Genomic DNA, 13,875 nt, shown 5'->3' on the forward strand with positions numbered 1-13,875 from the left:
ACATAAATTACGCTACGGAAGTTATTATGAAGTACCAACCTGCCCTGCAATCAGCCACCTTATTAAAACGCTATAAACGTTTTTTAGCTGATTTACAGCTCAGTGATGGCTCAGAGTTTACCGCCCATTGTGCCAATACAGGTAAAATGACTGGCTGCGCTGAACCCGGTTTTAATGCTTTTTACTCCACCAGTACTAATAGCAAACGCAAGTACCCGCAATCGTTAGAGCTCACCCAAAATAGCTTATCGCAACTTATTTGCGTTAATACCGCAGTAGCAAATAAAGTGGTTGCTGAAGCTATAAATGCCAATCTTATTAGTGAGCTTAACAATTATGAGCAATTACAAAGCGAAGTTAAATATGGCAACGAAAACAGCCGTATCGACTTTTTACTAACCAGCGATGAGCGTCCTAATTGCTACGTTGAAGTTAAATCGGTAACGCTCTTAAGCCAAGATAACCCCCGCAGTGGCCAAGGCTACTTTCCTGATGCACCAACTCTGCGCGGGCAAAAACATATTCGCGAATTAATAGAGATGGTGGAGCAAGGTCATCGTGCAGTATTACTTTTTGCTGTACTGCATCAGGGAATAAATCAGGTAAGCGCTGCTGCTCATATAGACAATAAATATGCACAGTTACTAAATGAGGCAATTAACCAAGGCGTTGAGGTATTTGCATATAAAGCAGATATTTCTACCAATGAAATCATCTTAAAAGAGAAGCTCCCTTTTATATAATCATCATTTAATACAAAGTGTTGTAATTAGGTTTTGGTAAATACAAATATAAAGCAGCGGTAATGGGCTAAATATATAAAGTAAACTTTAAGTAACACCTTGTTTTTTAACTTTTAGCCCACATATATAGGCAAGTTTAGAAACCGATAGTGCGATTAAAAAAAGTACAAATATTACTTATCATACTTTTAAATCAATAAACGTGGTTACAGCTAATTCGATTAATTAAAAATAAATTTGCCTAGGGTATAAGATTCTGTTATTTATACCGCCGGCTAATGCTGAGGCATTAAATTAAGGATTTAGGAGAGAGTTATGCCAAACCAAAATAGATTAGGATTATTGGCTCAAGCCGGTTTAGAACCATACCAAGAAAAACCAGGTGAAGAGTATATGAATGAAGCACAACGTGTTCATTTTAAAACAATTTTAGAAACTTGGCGTAACGATTTACGCAACGAAGTTGATCGTACTAAATCGTATATGCAAGATGAAGCTGCTAACTTTCCTGATCCAGTTGACCGTGCTGCGCAAGAAGAAGAGTTCTCTTTAGAACTGCGTACTCGTGACCGCGAACGTAAACTGATCAAAAAAATTGAAAAAACAATCAACTTAATTAAAGAAGATGATTTTGGTTTTTGTGAGTCTTGTGGTATCGAAATTGGTATTCGCCGCTTAGAAGCGCGCCCGACTGCTGATTTATGCGTAGACTGTAAAACACTTGCAGAAATTAAAGAAAAGCAATCTGGACGTGGCTAATTAACTTATATTAATTAGTTATGTTTACTACAGCCGTTATTACGCCAACGCGTAAATACTGCGGTCGCTTTGCACCGTCTCCTTCTGGGCCATTACATTTTGGCTCATTAGTAGCGGCTGTAGGTAGCTATCTTGATGCTAAAGCTAACCAAGGAAAATGGTTAGTTCGCATCGAAGATATAGACACCACTCGCGTTGTAAAAGGCGCCGACACCGACATTCTAAATACCTTACAAGCCTATTCTCTGCACTGGGATGAAAACGTCGTTTATCAAACACAACGTTTAGATTTATACCAAGATGTTGTTAACTCTTTACACAATAAAAACCTTATTTATGCCTGTAGTTGCTCGCGCAAACAAATTAAAGCTATTGGCGGAATTTACCAAGGTCATTGTAAAAACCTGCACCAAGATATAACCCACAGTGCCCTGCGCCTTAGCCAAAGCTTTGCCACCAACCAATTTAACGATTTAATTCAAGGCGACATAAACGTTAATAACGCCTTTGCTGCCGAAGATTACATAATAAAGCGCAGCGATGGTTTATTTGCCTACCAGCTTGTGGTGGTAATTGACGATATAGACCAAGGGATCACGCGCATTGTTAGAGGGGCTGACCTAATTGAGCCTACCGTTCGCCAGATCAGTTTGTTTAAACAACTTAATAGCCCTGTCCCCCAATTTGCTCATTTACCCTTAGCAGTTGCAAAGCCAGGCTTTAAGCTCTCAAAGCAAAATTATGCGCCAGCAATTTGTAAGCAAAACCCTAAACCGGTACTTATCGATGTGTTCGCGTTTTTAGGCCTAGCAGTCCATAGCCAGCTTATGGACTTAAATATTGAGCAACTACTTGCATGGGGGGTAAATAACTTTAGCTTAAATCAAGTGCCAAACCTTGCTGAAATTCAAATTTAGCAGTCCACAACTCCCCGCGCGCAATAATTTAGACCTTTAAGTAAATAAAAATCGCTAAAAATGGCTTAATTTCAGTGCAGCAACTTAATTTTTAAACCTTGCTGGTATATGATAGCCGCCTAAATATATGCTATTTACATTAATCAGCCAGTAATAGGTTATAACACCTACATTTGCTGTAATTTTGATTGCAATGGCAAGTCAATCAACACCTTCTAGGAGACAGACTATTATTTCCAAGCTTTTTCAATTTTGTCGACAAATAATCGGCCCAAATGCCAGTGCCGAAAACACGGCAATAAGCAGCGAACCGCTAGTGATCTCACGAGGTGAACATGGTATTTCTCGTAAACAATTTAGCCCAAATGCAATCAAAGTTTTATACCGTTTAAAAGATGGTGGTTTTGACGCCTACCTAGTTGGTGGTTGTATTCGCGATGTATTGTTAGGTCAACAGCCAAAAGATTTTGACGTGGTAACAAATGCCACGCCAGAACAAGTTAAAAAGTTATTTAGAAACTGTCGTTTAATTGGCCGCCGCTTTCGTTTAGCTCACATTGTATTTGGTCGTGAAATAATAGAAGTAGCTACCATGCGCGGGCACCACGAAGCGCCAGAGGACAAAAACCAAATAAGCCAATCGAGTGAGCAAGGACAATTGCTACGCGACAACGTATTTGGCAGTATTGAGGAAGACGCAGAACGCCGTGACTTTTCAATCAATGCACTTTATTACTCAATTAACGATTTTTGTATTTACGATTACGCCAATGGTTTAGCCGCAATAAAAGCTAAACAAATTGAGCTAATTGGCGATCCAGAAACGCGTTACCGTGAAGATCCGGTGCGCATGCTACGTGCGGTACGCTTTGCCACTAAGCTAGATATGAAAATTGCACCAAACAGCGAAAAGCCGATGACTGCTTTAGCAAGTTTGCTAGATAACATTCCACCGGCGCGTTTGTTTGAAGAAATACTCAAACTGTTTTTAAACGGCAAAGCACAAGCTAACTACTTAATGCTGCGCAAATACGGCCTATTTAACTCACTGTTTCCAGAGCTAAACCGTATTTTAGATAATAATCCTGGCGGGCTTGAAGCCACTTTTATTGAAAACATGTTTAAAAATACAGACGATCGTATTAACGCAGATAAAAAAGTAACCCCTGCGTATGTATTTGCTGCGCTACTTTGGTTTCCGCTATTAGAGCGCACTAAAACAGTACAAAATGAAGAGCAGCTCTCTGAATACGATGCATTTTCGCAAGCAATTAATAGTGTACTTAGCGATAACGCCCAGCACATAGCTGTTCCTAAACGCTTTACTTTAGGCGCACGCGACATTTGGCATATACAGCATCGTTTAGATAAACGTGCCGGCCAACGTGCATACAGATTAACGCAGCAACCTCGCTTTAAAGCCGCATACGACTTTTTATTAATGCGTGTAGAGGCAGGAGAAACACAACATAGCGAGCTTGCTCAGTGGTGGACACAATATTTGAGCCTAGATATTAATGGCCAAAAAGAAATGGTAAGAACCTTGGGTCAGCCTGCGGGGCCAAAACCACGCAGACGCGCTCGCCGTCGTACACCTAAAAAGCCAACAGAGTAACTTCTATGCACTGTGTTTATTTAGGTTTGGGTGCCAATTTAAACTCACCAAAAAAGCAGCTTGATAACGCTATTGCCGCGCTTAAAAAGCTGCCAGATTGTGAATTTATAAGTGTTTCGCATTACTATACGAGTAAGCCCATGGGCCCACAAGACCAACCTGACTATATTAACGCCGTTGCCTGCATAAACACTACGCTTAGCCCTGAAAAGCTGCTTGATTTAACCCAAGCAATTGAGCTTGAGCATGGCCGTGTTAGAAAAGCCGAGCGTTGGGGGCCACGTACTTTAGATATAGATATGTTATTGTTTGACGCACAAACAATTAATACCGAGCGCCTTATAGTGCCTCATTATGGTTTAACTGAACGTGAGTTTGTTGTGTATCCACTGCTAGAACTTGCGCCAAAACTTATTTTACCCAGCGGCATTGCACTACACACTATTGCAAATACATTACCGCTTAACAATTTACAACAATTACCACAGTAATTAACTAAGGCTTATGCCGGTGAGAAAATTATGTCTAAAATAACAGTTTCAACTTTAAATAAAATGAAAGCAGAAAAAAATAAAATTACTGCTTTAACAGCTTATGATGCCAGTTTTGCTAAGTTATTTCATGATAACGGCGTTGAAGTTATTTTAGTTGGCGACTCTTTGGGTATGGTATTACAAGGCGGCGACGATACACTTGGCGTAACTAATCAAGATATTGCCTATCACACTCGTTGCGTACGTGCGGGTAGCCGTGAGCTGTTTGTAATTGCTGATATGCCGTTTATGACTTATTCGAGCCCCAATGACACCTGTAAAAATGCCGCTGAGCTAATGCGTGCTGGTGCTAACATGGTTAAGTTAGAAGGGGGTGAATGGCTTTTTGAGAGCATTGAAGCCCTAACTCAACAAGGTATTCCTGTGTGTGGTCATTTAGGCCTAACGCCGCAGTCGGTACATGTATTTGGTGGTTTTAAAGTACAAGGGCGTGCAGAAGAGCAAGCACTAAAAATAATTGCCGATGCTAAAGCCCTTGAAGCGGCTGGCGCACAATTATTAGTACTGGAATGCATTCCAAGCGCACTGGCAAAACGCGTTACCGACGCATTAACTATTCCTACTATTGGCATTGGCGCGGGTAATACTACCGATGGTCAAATATTAGTAATGCACGACTTAGTAGGTATTTCTGCTGGGTTTATTCCTAAATTTTCGAAAAACTTTTTACTCGAAACAGGCAATATGCCTGAAGCCGTTAAAAAGTATTGTACCGATGTAAAAAGCGGTGCCTTTCCAAGTGCCGAACACGAGTTTAAATAATGCAGTCAATTACTGAAATTAAATCATTACGTAGCCAAATTAAAGCATGGCGCCAAGCCGGATTAAGCATCGCCCTAGTACCCACTATGGGCAACTTGCACTTAGGCCACTTTTCGTTAGTCGAAAAAGCAAAAATGATGGCCGATAAAGTCGTAGTAAGCATTTTTGTTAACCCTATGCAATTTGGCGCTAATGAAGACTTAGACAATTACCCTCGTACCCTTGATGAGGACAAGCGTGGCTTAGCCGACCTTGAAACTGATATTGTATTTACGCCAAGTGTAGAGACTATTTATCCTAATGGTTTAGCTGCACAAAGCTTTGTAGATGTACCTGATATTTCATTAGGTTATTGTGGTGGTTCACGCCCAGGGCACTTTAGAGGTGTGGCAACAGTTGTTACTAAACTCTTTAATTTAGTGCAGCCAGATTACGCTTGTTTTGGCGAAAAAGACTTTCAGCAGCTACAAGTAATTAAAACTATGGCTCGCGACTTATCGATTCCGGTTGAAGTTATTGGTGTATCAACTATGCGTGAAGTCTCTGGGCTTGCTATGAGTTCGCGTAATGGTTACTTATCGAATGAGCAAAAAGACAGTGCCACCGCACTTTTTAAAGTGCTTAATAACTGCGCTGAGCAACTTAAAAGTGGTAATACTGACTTTGCTACGCTGGAAGAAACAGCCAAACAAAGTTTACAGCAAGCTGGATTAAAACCAGACTATTTTTCGATAGCTCAACGAGATACGTTAAAAGCTGCTACACTCGATGATAACAAATTTGTTATTTTAGCCGCGGCCTATTTAGGCAGTGTTAGATTAATCGATAACCTTCAGGTTGAAGTTTAATATAACCGCGACTTTCATTTAAGGATAAGCATGCATACTTTAATAAAAATGAGCGCAGTAGCCCTTACATTTATGCTATTAGCAGGTTGTCAGAATAACGCTGGAAATCCAGAGTTAAATCAATGTGCACAACAAAACTATCAATGCGAAAGTAGTTGTGAGCAACAATCAACTGGCGAAGGTTTAAAGCAGCAAGTATGCTCAGCTAAGTGTGTTGAGAGCTATAATCAGTGTAAAGCACAAGCCGAAAACTTAGGTAACATATAAGTATTAAGCTTGTACCTGAACAGTAAATATAAAAAAACCGCTCAATGAGCGGTTTTTTATTGCGTATAATTTAGTGACTTAATTTAAGCCTAACTTTTTAAGCTCAACTTCAGCCAATTTGGCTGAAAGCGGTACATAACCGTCTTTTTCTACAATTTTTTGCCCATCTTTCGACAATACCATTTTTAAAAATTCAGCTTCAATTGGTGCTAATGGTTTATTCGGGTGCTTGTTCACGTAAAGGTATAAAAAGCGCGACAGCGGATACTTACCTTGTGCTACATTTTCAAGCGTTGCATCAACAAAGTGGCTGCCTTTTTTGGCCAGTGGAACTGTGCGTACACCAGAGGTTTTATAGCCAATTCCTGAGTAGCCAATCGCGTTCAATGAAGATGAAATAGACTGCACTACAGATGCTGAACCCGGTTGCTCATTTACGTTATTACGAAAGTCGCCTTTACACAGTGCTTTCTTTTTAAAGTAACCATAAGTGCCTGATACCGAGTTACGCCCATACAATTGAATATCTTTAGCAGCCCATTCTCCAGTTAAACCTACGTCACTCCAGCGGTTAACTTGCTGCGTTGCACCGCACTTACGAGTAGATGAAAAAATAGCATCTATTTCATCAATACGTAGCCCTTCTATAGGGTTGTCTTTGTGTACAAATACCGCAAGTGCATCGATGGCAACCCGTACTTCTGTGGGTTTATAACCATGGCGTTTTTCGAATGCTTCAACTTCTTTTGATTTCATTTTACGGCTCATTGGCCCTAAATTTGCTGTGCCTTCGGTTAATGCCGGTGGCGCAGTTGATGAGCCAGCTGCTTGTATTTGAATATTTATATTTGGATAAATACGTTTATATTCTTCAGCCCAAAATGTCATCATGTTCGCTAATGTGTCTGAACCTACCGATGAAAAGTTCCCTGAAACACCACTAATTTTTTGATACTCAGGTAGTGCGTTATCCAAAGCGACTGCTTGTGCAGATACAAACGTTGTAACAGCCACACCCATTGCGGCAACTAAGTTTTTAAATTTCATGTGGGGTTCTCCAATTTGTTCGTCCCATTTTTTAACTGTGTTCACTGTAAATTGTGTAGATGACAGTGATATTACCCTTAAATGACACTTTTATGACTTGCCACTTGTTTGTACTGTGCTGCTCATAGGTACTATTTTATTACTTGAAAAATCAAAAGAAAAACACGAACCTTGACCCAAAACACTACTAATCTTTAACTGGCTATTGTGGCGAGTTAATACGTGTTTGGTAATTGCGAGCCCAAGGCCTGAACCACCTGTAGTGCGACTGCGCGCTTTATCTACCCGGTAAAAGCGCTCCGTTAAACGATTTATATGCTCAGGCGCAATACCATCACCATTATCGGTTACGCTAAAGCAAGCTCGATCGTTTTGACGCTGCCAACATATTGTTATTTTTCCGCCTGGTTTAGTGTAATGAATGGCGTTAAAAACTAAATTAGAGAATGCACTGCGCAGTTCATCTGCTGATCCGCTAATATCTAAGGAAGTATCAATATTAAAAATAAGCTGATGCTTTTTTTGCTGATTAATTGAGTTAGCTTCTGTTTGAATATAGTTAAGTAGTAAGGGTACATTAACCGCTTTATCGTTATTTTGCTTACGCGCACCTTCTATACGTGATAGTGATAGCAGCTGAGTAACTAAACTGTCCATGCGTTTGCATTGCTCAAGCATAGTATTTTGGGCTTTATTCCACATTGCGGGCGGTGGCATCATGTCGCTATCCATCATCTCAAGATAGCCTGTAACCACCGTGAGCGGAGTTCGCAGTTCATGCGACACATTGGCAACAAAGTCTTTGCGCATTTGTTCTAGTTGCTTTAAGCGGGTTACATCGCGTACTACTACCATTAACTGTGTGCTGGCATAGGGCATAACTCTAAACTCAAGTATTTGCTCTATGTTATGACCACTTTCAAGCTCCAGTGGCTCGGTAAATTGGCCGCGGTGCATATACTTAGCAAATTTAGGTTCACGAATTAAGTTATCCAGACGCTGCCCTTGATCTGTAGGCCACTGCAAGCCTAATACTTTTAATGCCAGTTGATTACACCAATAAATGGTTAAATCATTTTGCAGCACTATCACCGCATCAGGAATGGCTTCAGCACCATCACGAAAGCGATGAATTAATGCCGATAGTTCATTACGCTTTTTACGATTACGATGCTGCAGCTGATAAATACCTTCGAATACCTGCTCCCATGCGCCCTCTCCTTCGGGCGGGTTAAAGCTTTGTTGATTAAGCAACCAATCACTTAAACGATAAAGTTGGTAGTAGTGCCAAATAAGTAGCGAAAATGAGCCTAAAAATAACAACAAAAATGGGGCACCTACTAACAGCCCTATTAGCAGTAAAGGTATAAAATAGATAAACAGCCGTTTAACTAAGGTGCGTTTATTAATAACTCTATACATACACTGTTACCTTAAAGTCGCTATCCATTGGTACTTAGTTAAGCTGCAAGTACATTATAATTTACTTGAAAAGCGATAACCTGCTCCGCGTACCGTTTGCACTAAGCGGTCATGCCCTAAGGGTGAAATAGCTTTACGTAAGCGGCGAATGTGTACATCAACCGTACGGTCTTCAACGTATACGTTAGTACCCCAAACTTGATCAAGTAATTGCTCACGGCTATATACGCGCTCGGTGTGGGTCATAAAAAAGTGTAGTAATCTAAATTCGGTAGGCCCCATATCAAGCTCACTGCCACCTGAGGTAACGCGGTGCGAAATAGGATCAAGGCGCAGGCCATGTACGTCAATTGCTTCTTCTAATGAGGTGGGCGACACACGACGTATAACCGCTTTAATGCGGGCCATGAGTTCTTTGGGCGAAAATGGCTTAGTAACATAGTCATCGGCACCTACTTCTAGGCCGCGTACTTTGTCTTCTTCTTCGCCACGAGCGGTGAGCATAATAATGGGAATAGCGCGCGTGTATTCATTTTGTTTAAACTTTTTAGCAATTTGAATTCCGCTACCCCCTGGTAACATCCAATCGAGTAATACCATATCTGGGTATGGCTCTACCATTGCCGCAATAGCAGAGTCGTAATCTTCTGCTTCAATTGCCTGAAATCCATTTTGTTCTAAAACAAAAACCAACATTTCTCTGATCGGTGCTTCATCATCAACGACTAATACTTTACGTGACATTCCATTTATCTCTTAGCTATCGAATTTGTTTTCATTATTATGACTAAGTATGACACTTTTATGAAAACCTAGCGCGTAAGTTAATATAACAGTAAAAAAACACAAAATAGTGACAAAATAAATATTTACACGCAATTATAGCGATAAAGCAAAGCGTATAGCAGGATCATTATTTTACTAACATTGTGTGTTAAAGCAGCCAACTTTGTTCACTTAAATAGCATACGCTAACCTAGTAATACAATTATGATCTGCATTGTGATGATCTTAAATTAAAAGATCAGAGTTTTATTAAGCAGATCCGTTTTGGGATCACTATTATACCCAGTGAAATAGCTAAGTTGATGATTGTTTGTACTATTCTTTTATTTAATAATGAATTTAAGTGTCAACTAGGGCTAAAATACCCGTTTACTTAGTAAAGTAATGATCTCAAACTGATCACGTTAGTAATTCAGTGATCCTAATTACCTGCTGTTAGTAAGATATTGATCCCTAAACGGCATAAAAAAAGCCAGTGACAATGCAACTGGCTTTAGTAAAAAGTCTAAAATGATCAATTATTTAATGCGTGGGTCTAACTCGCCGCTTAAATACTTAAGATGCATTTCATCTAATGAAATTGGTTTAATTTTGCTAGCTTGGCCTGCTGTACCAAACGACTCATAACGCGAAATACAAATATCGGTCATGGCTTGAGTTGCTGCCGCTAAAAATTTACGCGGATCGAAGTTTGCCGGATTAAGCGCCAAATGGCGACGCACCGCACCGGTAGATGCTAAACGTAAGTCTGTATCAATATTAACTTTACGTACGCCAAACTTAATCCCTTCAATAATTTGCTCTACTGGCACACCGTAAGTTTCTGGAATTTCGCCACCGTACTGATTAATTATTTCTAACCATTCTTGTGGAACCGATGATGAGCCATGCATTACTAAGTGAGTATTTGGAATACGTGCATGAATTGCTTTAATACGATCAATCGCTAAAATATCATCCGTTGGTGGACGAGTAAATTTATACGCACCGTGCGATGTACCACAAGCAATTGCCAGCGCATCAACATGGGTTTTATTTACAAAGTCAGCCGCTTCTTCTGGATTAGTTAGCATTTGCTCAGTGGTTAATTTACCCTCTGCGCCAATACCATCTTCTTCGCCTGCTTCACCTGTTTCAAGCGAACCTAAAACACCCAGTTCGCCTTCAACAGAAACACCACACGCATGTGCCATTTCTACAGTTTTACGGGTTACTTCTACGTTGTATTCGTAGCTTGAAGGTGTTTTACCATCGCTCAATAATGAGCCGTCCATCATTACTGATGAAAACCCAAGTTGAATTGAACGCTGACATACACCCGGTGATGTACCGTGATCTTGATGCATAACCACTGGAATATGTGGCCACTCTTCAACCGCTGCTAAAATCATATGACGAATAAATGGGGCACCAGCATAAGCACGTGCGCCTGCAGAACCTTGCACAATTACAGGGCTATTGGTTTTGTCAGCCGCTTCCATTATTGCGCGCATTTGCTCTTGGTTGTTAACGTTAAAAGCAGGTACGCCATAACCATGCTCAGCGGCATGATCCAGAAGTTGTCGCATACTGATTAAAGCCATTGGGTTTTCTCCAATTTTTTGATAGCAGTTCTCTGCCATCTAGTTTGAACGGATGTGTTAGTTTGGCGCAATCACTGCGCCACGAATTAGTACTGATAAACTGTAACTAACGCGTAAAATTAATTATTAAATTAGGGTGAGAGGTATTTAATAATTAATTATTGCGGATGAAGTAACCTCCATCCGCTTACGCCTAAATAAAATAAATTACTTAGCGCGCGATTCTAGCATCTCAACTGCTGGTAGCTTTTTGCCTTCTAAAAACTCTAAAAACGCACCACCACCAGTAGAAATATACGATATTTTATCGCTAATGCCGTACTTATCAATTGCCGCTAAGGTGTCGCCACCGCCTGCAATCGAAAACGCATTTGAATTAGCAATAGCTTGGGCAATAGCACGAGTACCGTTACCAAATTGGTCAAACTCAAACACGCCAACAGGGCCATTCCATACTACAGTACCTGCATTAGCAATTATTTTTGCCAGCTTGTTTGCTGTATCTGGGCCAATATCAAAAATCATATCGTCGCTGGTAACTTCACTTACATCTTTAAGTGTTGCTACTGCTGAGTCTGAAAACTCATTACCTACAACAACATCAGTCGGTACTGGAATTTCACCATTGTTAGCAACAGCCGCTGCGCATAAGCGATTCGCTTCATCCATTAAATCAGCTTCGTAAAGCGATTTACCAACAGGATAACCCGCCGCCGCAATAAAGGTATTAGCAATACCGCCACCGGTTACTAGCTGATCAACAATTTTTGATAGTGAATCAAGCACTGTTAATTTAGTAGACACTTTTGAACCACCCACAATCGCCACTAATGGGCGAGCTGGGTTATCAAGTGCTTTGCCAAGAGCTTCAAGCTCTGCCGATAATAATGGCCCTGCACACGCAACATCTGCAAATAAACCTACGCCATGGGTAGAGGCTTGTGCGCGATGCGCCGTACCAAATGCATCCATTACGTAAACATCACATAATGCTGCAAGTTGTTTAGATAGCGCTTCGTCGTTATTTTTTTCGCCTTTGTTAAAGCGTACGTTCTCAAATACCACCACTTCGTTATCAGCAAGTTCAACACCGTTTAGGTAGTCTTTTTCTAAACGTACTGTTTGCTCTAGGGCATCGTTTAAGTAATTAACGACAGGAGCAAGAGAAAACTCTTCGTCATATTCCCCTTCCGTAGGGCGGCCAAGGTGTGACATAACCATTACTTTTGCGCCTTTTTCAAGGGCTAACTTAATTGTTGGTAGCGCCGCACGAATACGCGCATCTGACGTCACTTTACCTGCTTTAACGGGTACATTTAAATCTTCACGAATTAATACACGCTTGCCGTTTAAATCTAAATCTGCCATTTTTATGACCGACATGAACATCTCCTTAGTTAACGATACTAAACCCAATAAAAGGCGGTTATTTTATATTAGTTATTTTTTCTAACGCGACCATTGCACGCGCAGTGTCGAGCATTCGATTAGCAAAACCCCACTCGTTATCGCACCAAACTAGTAACTTTATCAGTCGTTTATGACTAACTCGTGTTTGGGTACCATCTATAATACAAGAATGTGGATCATGATTAAAATCAATCGATACTAGTGGCTCTGCGGTGTAACTTAAAATGCCTTCAAGGCGATCTTTAGCTTGTGCTTTAAGCGCGCTATTTACTGCATTTAAATCTACATCGGTATTAACCGTTACACTTAAATCCATAGCCGTTACGTTAATAGTAGGCACGCGTACAGCAATGGCTTCAAAGCGGCCTTTAAATTTAGGTAAAATACGGTCTATACCGCGGGCTAGTTTTGTATCAACTGGAATAATAGATTGACTGGCTGCGCGTGTACGGCGTAAATCGTGGTGGTAGGCATCAATTACCGGCTGATCGTTCATCGAGGCATGTATTGTGGTAATAGCACCCGATTCAATACCAAATGCATCATCTAACACTTTAATAACCGGCACTACACAGTTAGTAGTACACGAACCATTAGAGACGATAGTGTGCTCTGGTTTTAGCTCATCGTCATTAATACCATAAACAATAGTGGCATCAACATCGTTATCAGCTGGATGCGAAAACAACACTTTTTTAGCGCCTGCGGTTAAATGTAGCTGTGCATGTTCGCGCGAGTGATAAACCCCAGTACATTCAAGTACTACGTCTACACCTAAGGTTTTCCAAGGTAATTCCGCCGGATTTGGCTCACAGAAAAGAGCAATAGCATCGCCTGCTACGCTAATGGTGTCCTCACCAAGCTTTACAGGAAAAGAGAAACGACCATGAGAGGTGTCGTATTTTAATAAGTGAGCAATAGCTTCAGGGTCAGCAAGTTCGTTAATCGCAACAATTTTTATCTCGTTGCTCAAACCTGATTCGTATAACGCGCGGACAATATTTCGACCAATACGACCAAAACCATTAATTGCAAGTTTGATTGCCATGAAATATAAAATCCACTCTTTTGCGTGCAGATAAAGGCAATATGCCTTTTAGATGGCGGTATTGTAATCGACCTTGAGCTTTATTATAAGAGGGAGCGATTAGAAACTTTAAAT

14 protein-coding genes are annotated in these 13,875 nt (G+C 40.6%); 8 read left to right on the forward strand and 6 right to left on the reverse strand.

Annotated elements, in window-relative coordinates; translation table 11 throughout:
• The first annotated feature begins 26 nt into the window (after positions 1-26).
• The 8 genes from sfsA (at position 27) to I6F41_RS05835 (ending at position 6,465) form a co-directional block, all read left to right on the forward strand.
• Positions 27-743 (forward strand): DNA/RNA nuclease SfsA, encoded by a 717-nt coding sequence (gene sfsA / locus I6F41_RS05800; protein WP_182677199.1) that lies wholly within the window; start codon positions 27-29, stop codon positions 741-743.
• Positions 744-1,058: 315 nt separating this feature from the next.
• Positions 1,059-1,502, forward strand: a complete 444-nt coding sequence (dksA, locus tag I6F41_RS05805) for an RNA polymerase-binding protein DksA (RefSeq protein WP_011327305.1) — start codon at positions 1,059-1,061, stop codon at positions 1,500-1,502.
• 20 nt (positions 1,503-1,522) lie between these two features.
• Positions 1,523-2,419, forward strand: coding sequence for a tRNA glutamyl-Q(34) synthetase GluQRS (gene gluQRS / locus I6F41_RS05810; RefSeq protein ID WP_182677197.1), 897 nt, complete (start codon positions 1,523-1,525; stop codon positions 2,417-2,419).
• Between the two features lie 193 nt (positions 2,420-2,612).
• Positions 2,613-4,034 carry a polynucleotide adenylyltransferase PcnB gene (pcnB, locus tag I6F41_RS05815; RefSeq protein ID WP_080516806.1) on the forward strand — a complete coding sequence of 474 codons (1,422 nt, stop codon included), beginning with the start codon at positions 2,613-2,615 and terminating at the stop codon, positions 4,032-4,034.
• A 5-nt stretch (positions 4,035-4,039) separates the two neighbouring features.
• On the forward strand, positions 4,040-4,525 hold the full coding sequence (gene folK, locus I6F41_RS05820) for a 2-amino-4-hydroxy-6-hydroxymethyldihydropteridine diphosphokinase (protein WP_182677195.1): 486 nt from the start codon (positions 4,040-4,042) through the stop codon (positions 4,523-4,525).
• 30 nt (positions 4,526-4,555) lie between these two features.
• Positions 4,556-5,350: a 3-methyl-2-oxobutanoate hydroxymethyltransferase gene (gene panB, locus I6F41_RS05825; protein ID WP_011327301.1), complete on the forward strand. Its 795-nt coding sequence runs from the start codon at positions 4,556-4,558 to the stop codon at positions 5,348-5,350.
• Positions 5,350-6,198 (forward strand): pantoate--beta-alanine ligase, encoded by an 849-nt coding sequence (gene panC / locus I6F41_RS05830; RefSeq protein WP_011327300.1) that lies wholly within the window; start codon positions 5,350-5,352, stop codon positions 6,196-6,198. The genes panB and panC overlap by 1 nt, the downstream gene beginning before the upstream one ends.
• A 30-nt stretch (positions 6,199-6,228) precedes the next feature.
• Positions 6,229-6,465 (forward strand): hypothetical protein, encoded by a 237-nt coding sequence (locus I6F41_RS05835; protein ID WP_011327299.1) that lies wholly within the window; start codon positions 6,229-6,231, stop codon positions 6,463-6,465.
• Between the two features lie 78 nt (positions 6,466-6,543).
• On the opposite strand, the gene I6F41_RS05840 is transcribed toward I6F41_RS05835, so the two are convergent.
• The 6 genes from I6F41_RS05840 to epd form a co-directional block, all read right to left on the reverse strand.
• Positions 6,544-7,512: a PstS family phosphate ABC transporter substrate-binding protein gene (locus I6F41_RS05840; protein WP_011327298.1), complete on the reverse strand. Its 969-nt coding sequence runs from the start codon at positions 7,510-7,512 to the stop codon at positions 6,544-6,546.
• 90 nt (positions 7,513-7,602) lie between these two features.
• Positions 7,603-8,934 carry a phosphate regulon sensor histidine kinase PhoR gene (phoR, locus tag I6F41_RS05845; protein ID WP_011327297.1) on the reverse strand — a complete coding sequence of 444 codons (1,332 nt, stop codon included), beginning with the start codon at positions 8,932-8,934 and terminating at the stop codon, positions 7,603-7,605.
• A gap of 54 nt (positions 8,935-8,988) precedes the next feature.
• A complete protein-coding gene (phoB, locus tag I6F41_RS05850; protein ID WP_011327296.1) occupies positions 8,989-9,678 on the reverse strand; it encodes a phosphate regulon transcriptional regulator PhoB in 690 nt (229 codons plus the stop codon).
• A 560-nt stretch (positions 9,679-10,238) separates the two neighbouring features.
• Positions 10,239-11,303, reverse strand: coding sequence for a class II fructose-bisphosphate aldolase (fba, locus tag I6F41_RS05855; protein WP_011327295.1), 1,065 nt, complete (start codon positions 11,301-11,303; stop codon positions 10,239-10,241).
• Positions 11,304-11,510: 207 nt separating this feature from the next.
• On the reverse strand, positions 11,511-12,686 hold the full coding sequence (locus I6F41_RS05860; protein ID WP_011327294.1) for a phosphoglycerate kinase: 1,176 nt from the start codon (positions 12,684-12,686) through the stop codon (positions 11,511-11,513).
• 43 nt (positions 12,687-12,729) lie between these two features.
• Positions 12,730-13,761 carry an erythrose-4-phosphate dehydrogenase gene (epd, locus tag I6F41_RS05865; protein ID WP_182683812.1) on the reverse strand — a complete coding sequence of 344 codons (1,032 nt, stop codon included), beginning with the start codon at positions 13,759-13,761 and terminating at the stop codon, positions 12,730-12,732.
• Positions 13,762-13,875: the final 114 nt, after the last annotated feature.

This window comes from Pseudoalteromonas sp. SCQQ13 (genome assembly GCF_015864415.1).
GTDB lineage: Bacteria > Pseudomonadota > Gammaproteobacteria > Enterobacterales > Alteromonadaceae > Pseudoalteromonas > Pseudoalteromonas nigrifaciens.

What these genes read in the sequence shown, in the direction of transcription:
- sfsA (WP_182677199.1), top strand. Translation starts at nt 27, where the DNA reads ATGAAGTACCAACCTGCCCTGCAATCAGCCACCTTATTAAAACGCTAT.
- dksA (WP_011327305.1), top strand. Translation starts at nt 1,059, where the DNA reads ATGCCAAACCAAAATAGATTAGGATTATTGGCTCAAGCCGGTTTAGAA.
- gluQRS (WP_182677197.1), top strand. Translation starts at nt 1,523, where the DNA reads ATGTTTACTACAGCCGTTATTACGCCAACGCGTAAATACTGCGGTCGC.
- pcnB (WP_080516806.1), top strand. Translation starts at nt 2,613, where the DNA reads ATGGCAAGTCAATCAACACCTTCTAGGAGACAGACTATTATTTCCAAG.
- folK (WP_182677195.1), top strand. Translation starts at nt 4,040, where the DNA reads ATGCACTGTGTTTATTTAGGTTTGGGTGCCAATTTAAACTCACCAAAA.
- panB (WP_011327301.1), top strand. Translation starts at nt 4,556, where the DNA reads ATGTCTAAAATAACAGTTTCAACTTTAAATAAAATGAAAGCAGAAAAA.
- panC (WP_011327300.1), top strand. Translation starts at nt 5,350, where the DNA reads ATGCAGTCAATTACTGAAATTAAATCATTACGTAGCCAAATTAAAGCA.
- I6F41_RS05835 (WP_011327299.1), top strand. Translation starts at nt 6,229, where the DNA reads ATGCATACTTTAATAAAAATGAGCGCAGTAGCCCTTACATTTATGCTA.
- I6F41_RS05840 (WP_011327298.1), bottom strand. Translation starts at nt 7,512, where the DNA reads ATGAAATTTAAAAACTTAGTTGCCGCAATGGGTGTGGCTGTTACAACG.
- phoR (WP_011327297.1), bottom strand. Translation starts at nt 8,934, where the DNA reads ATGTATAGAGTTATTAATAAACGCACCTTAGTTAAACGGCTGTTTATC.
- phoB (WP_011327296.1), bottom strand. Translation starts at nt 9,678, where the DNA reads ATGTCACGTAAAGTATTAGTCGTTGATGATGAAGCACCGATCAGAGAA.
- fba (WP_011327295.1), bottom strand. Translation starts at nt 11,303, where the DNA reads ATGGCTTTAATCAGTATGCGACAACTTCTGGATCATGCCGCTGAGCAT.
- I6F41_RS05860 (WP_011327294.1), bottom strand. Translation starts at nt 12,686, where the DNA reads ATGTCGGTCATAAAAATGGCAGATTTAGATTTAAACGGCAAGCGTGTA.
- epd (WP_182683812.1), bottom strand. Translation starts at nt 13,761, where the DNA reads ATGGCAATCAAACTTGCAATTAATGGTTTTGGTCGTATTGGTCGAAAT.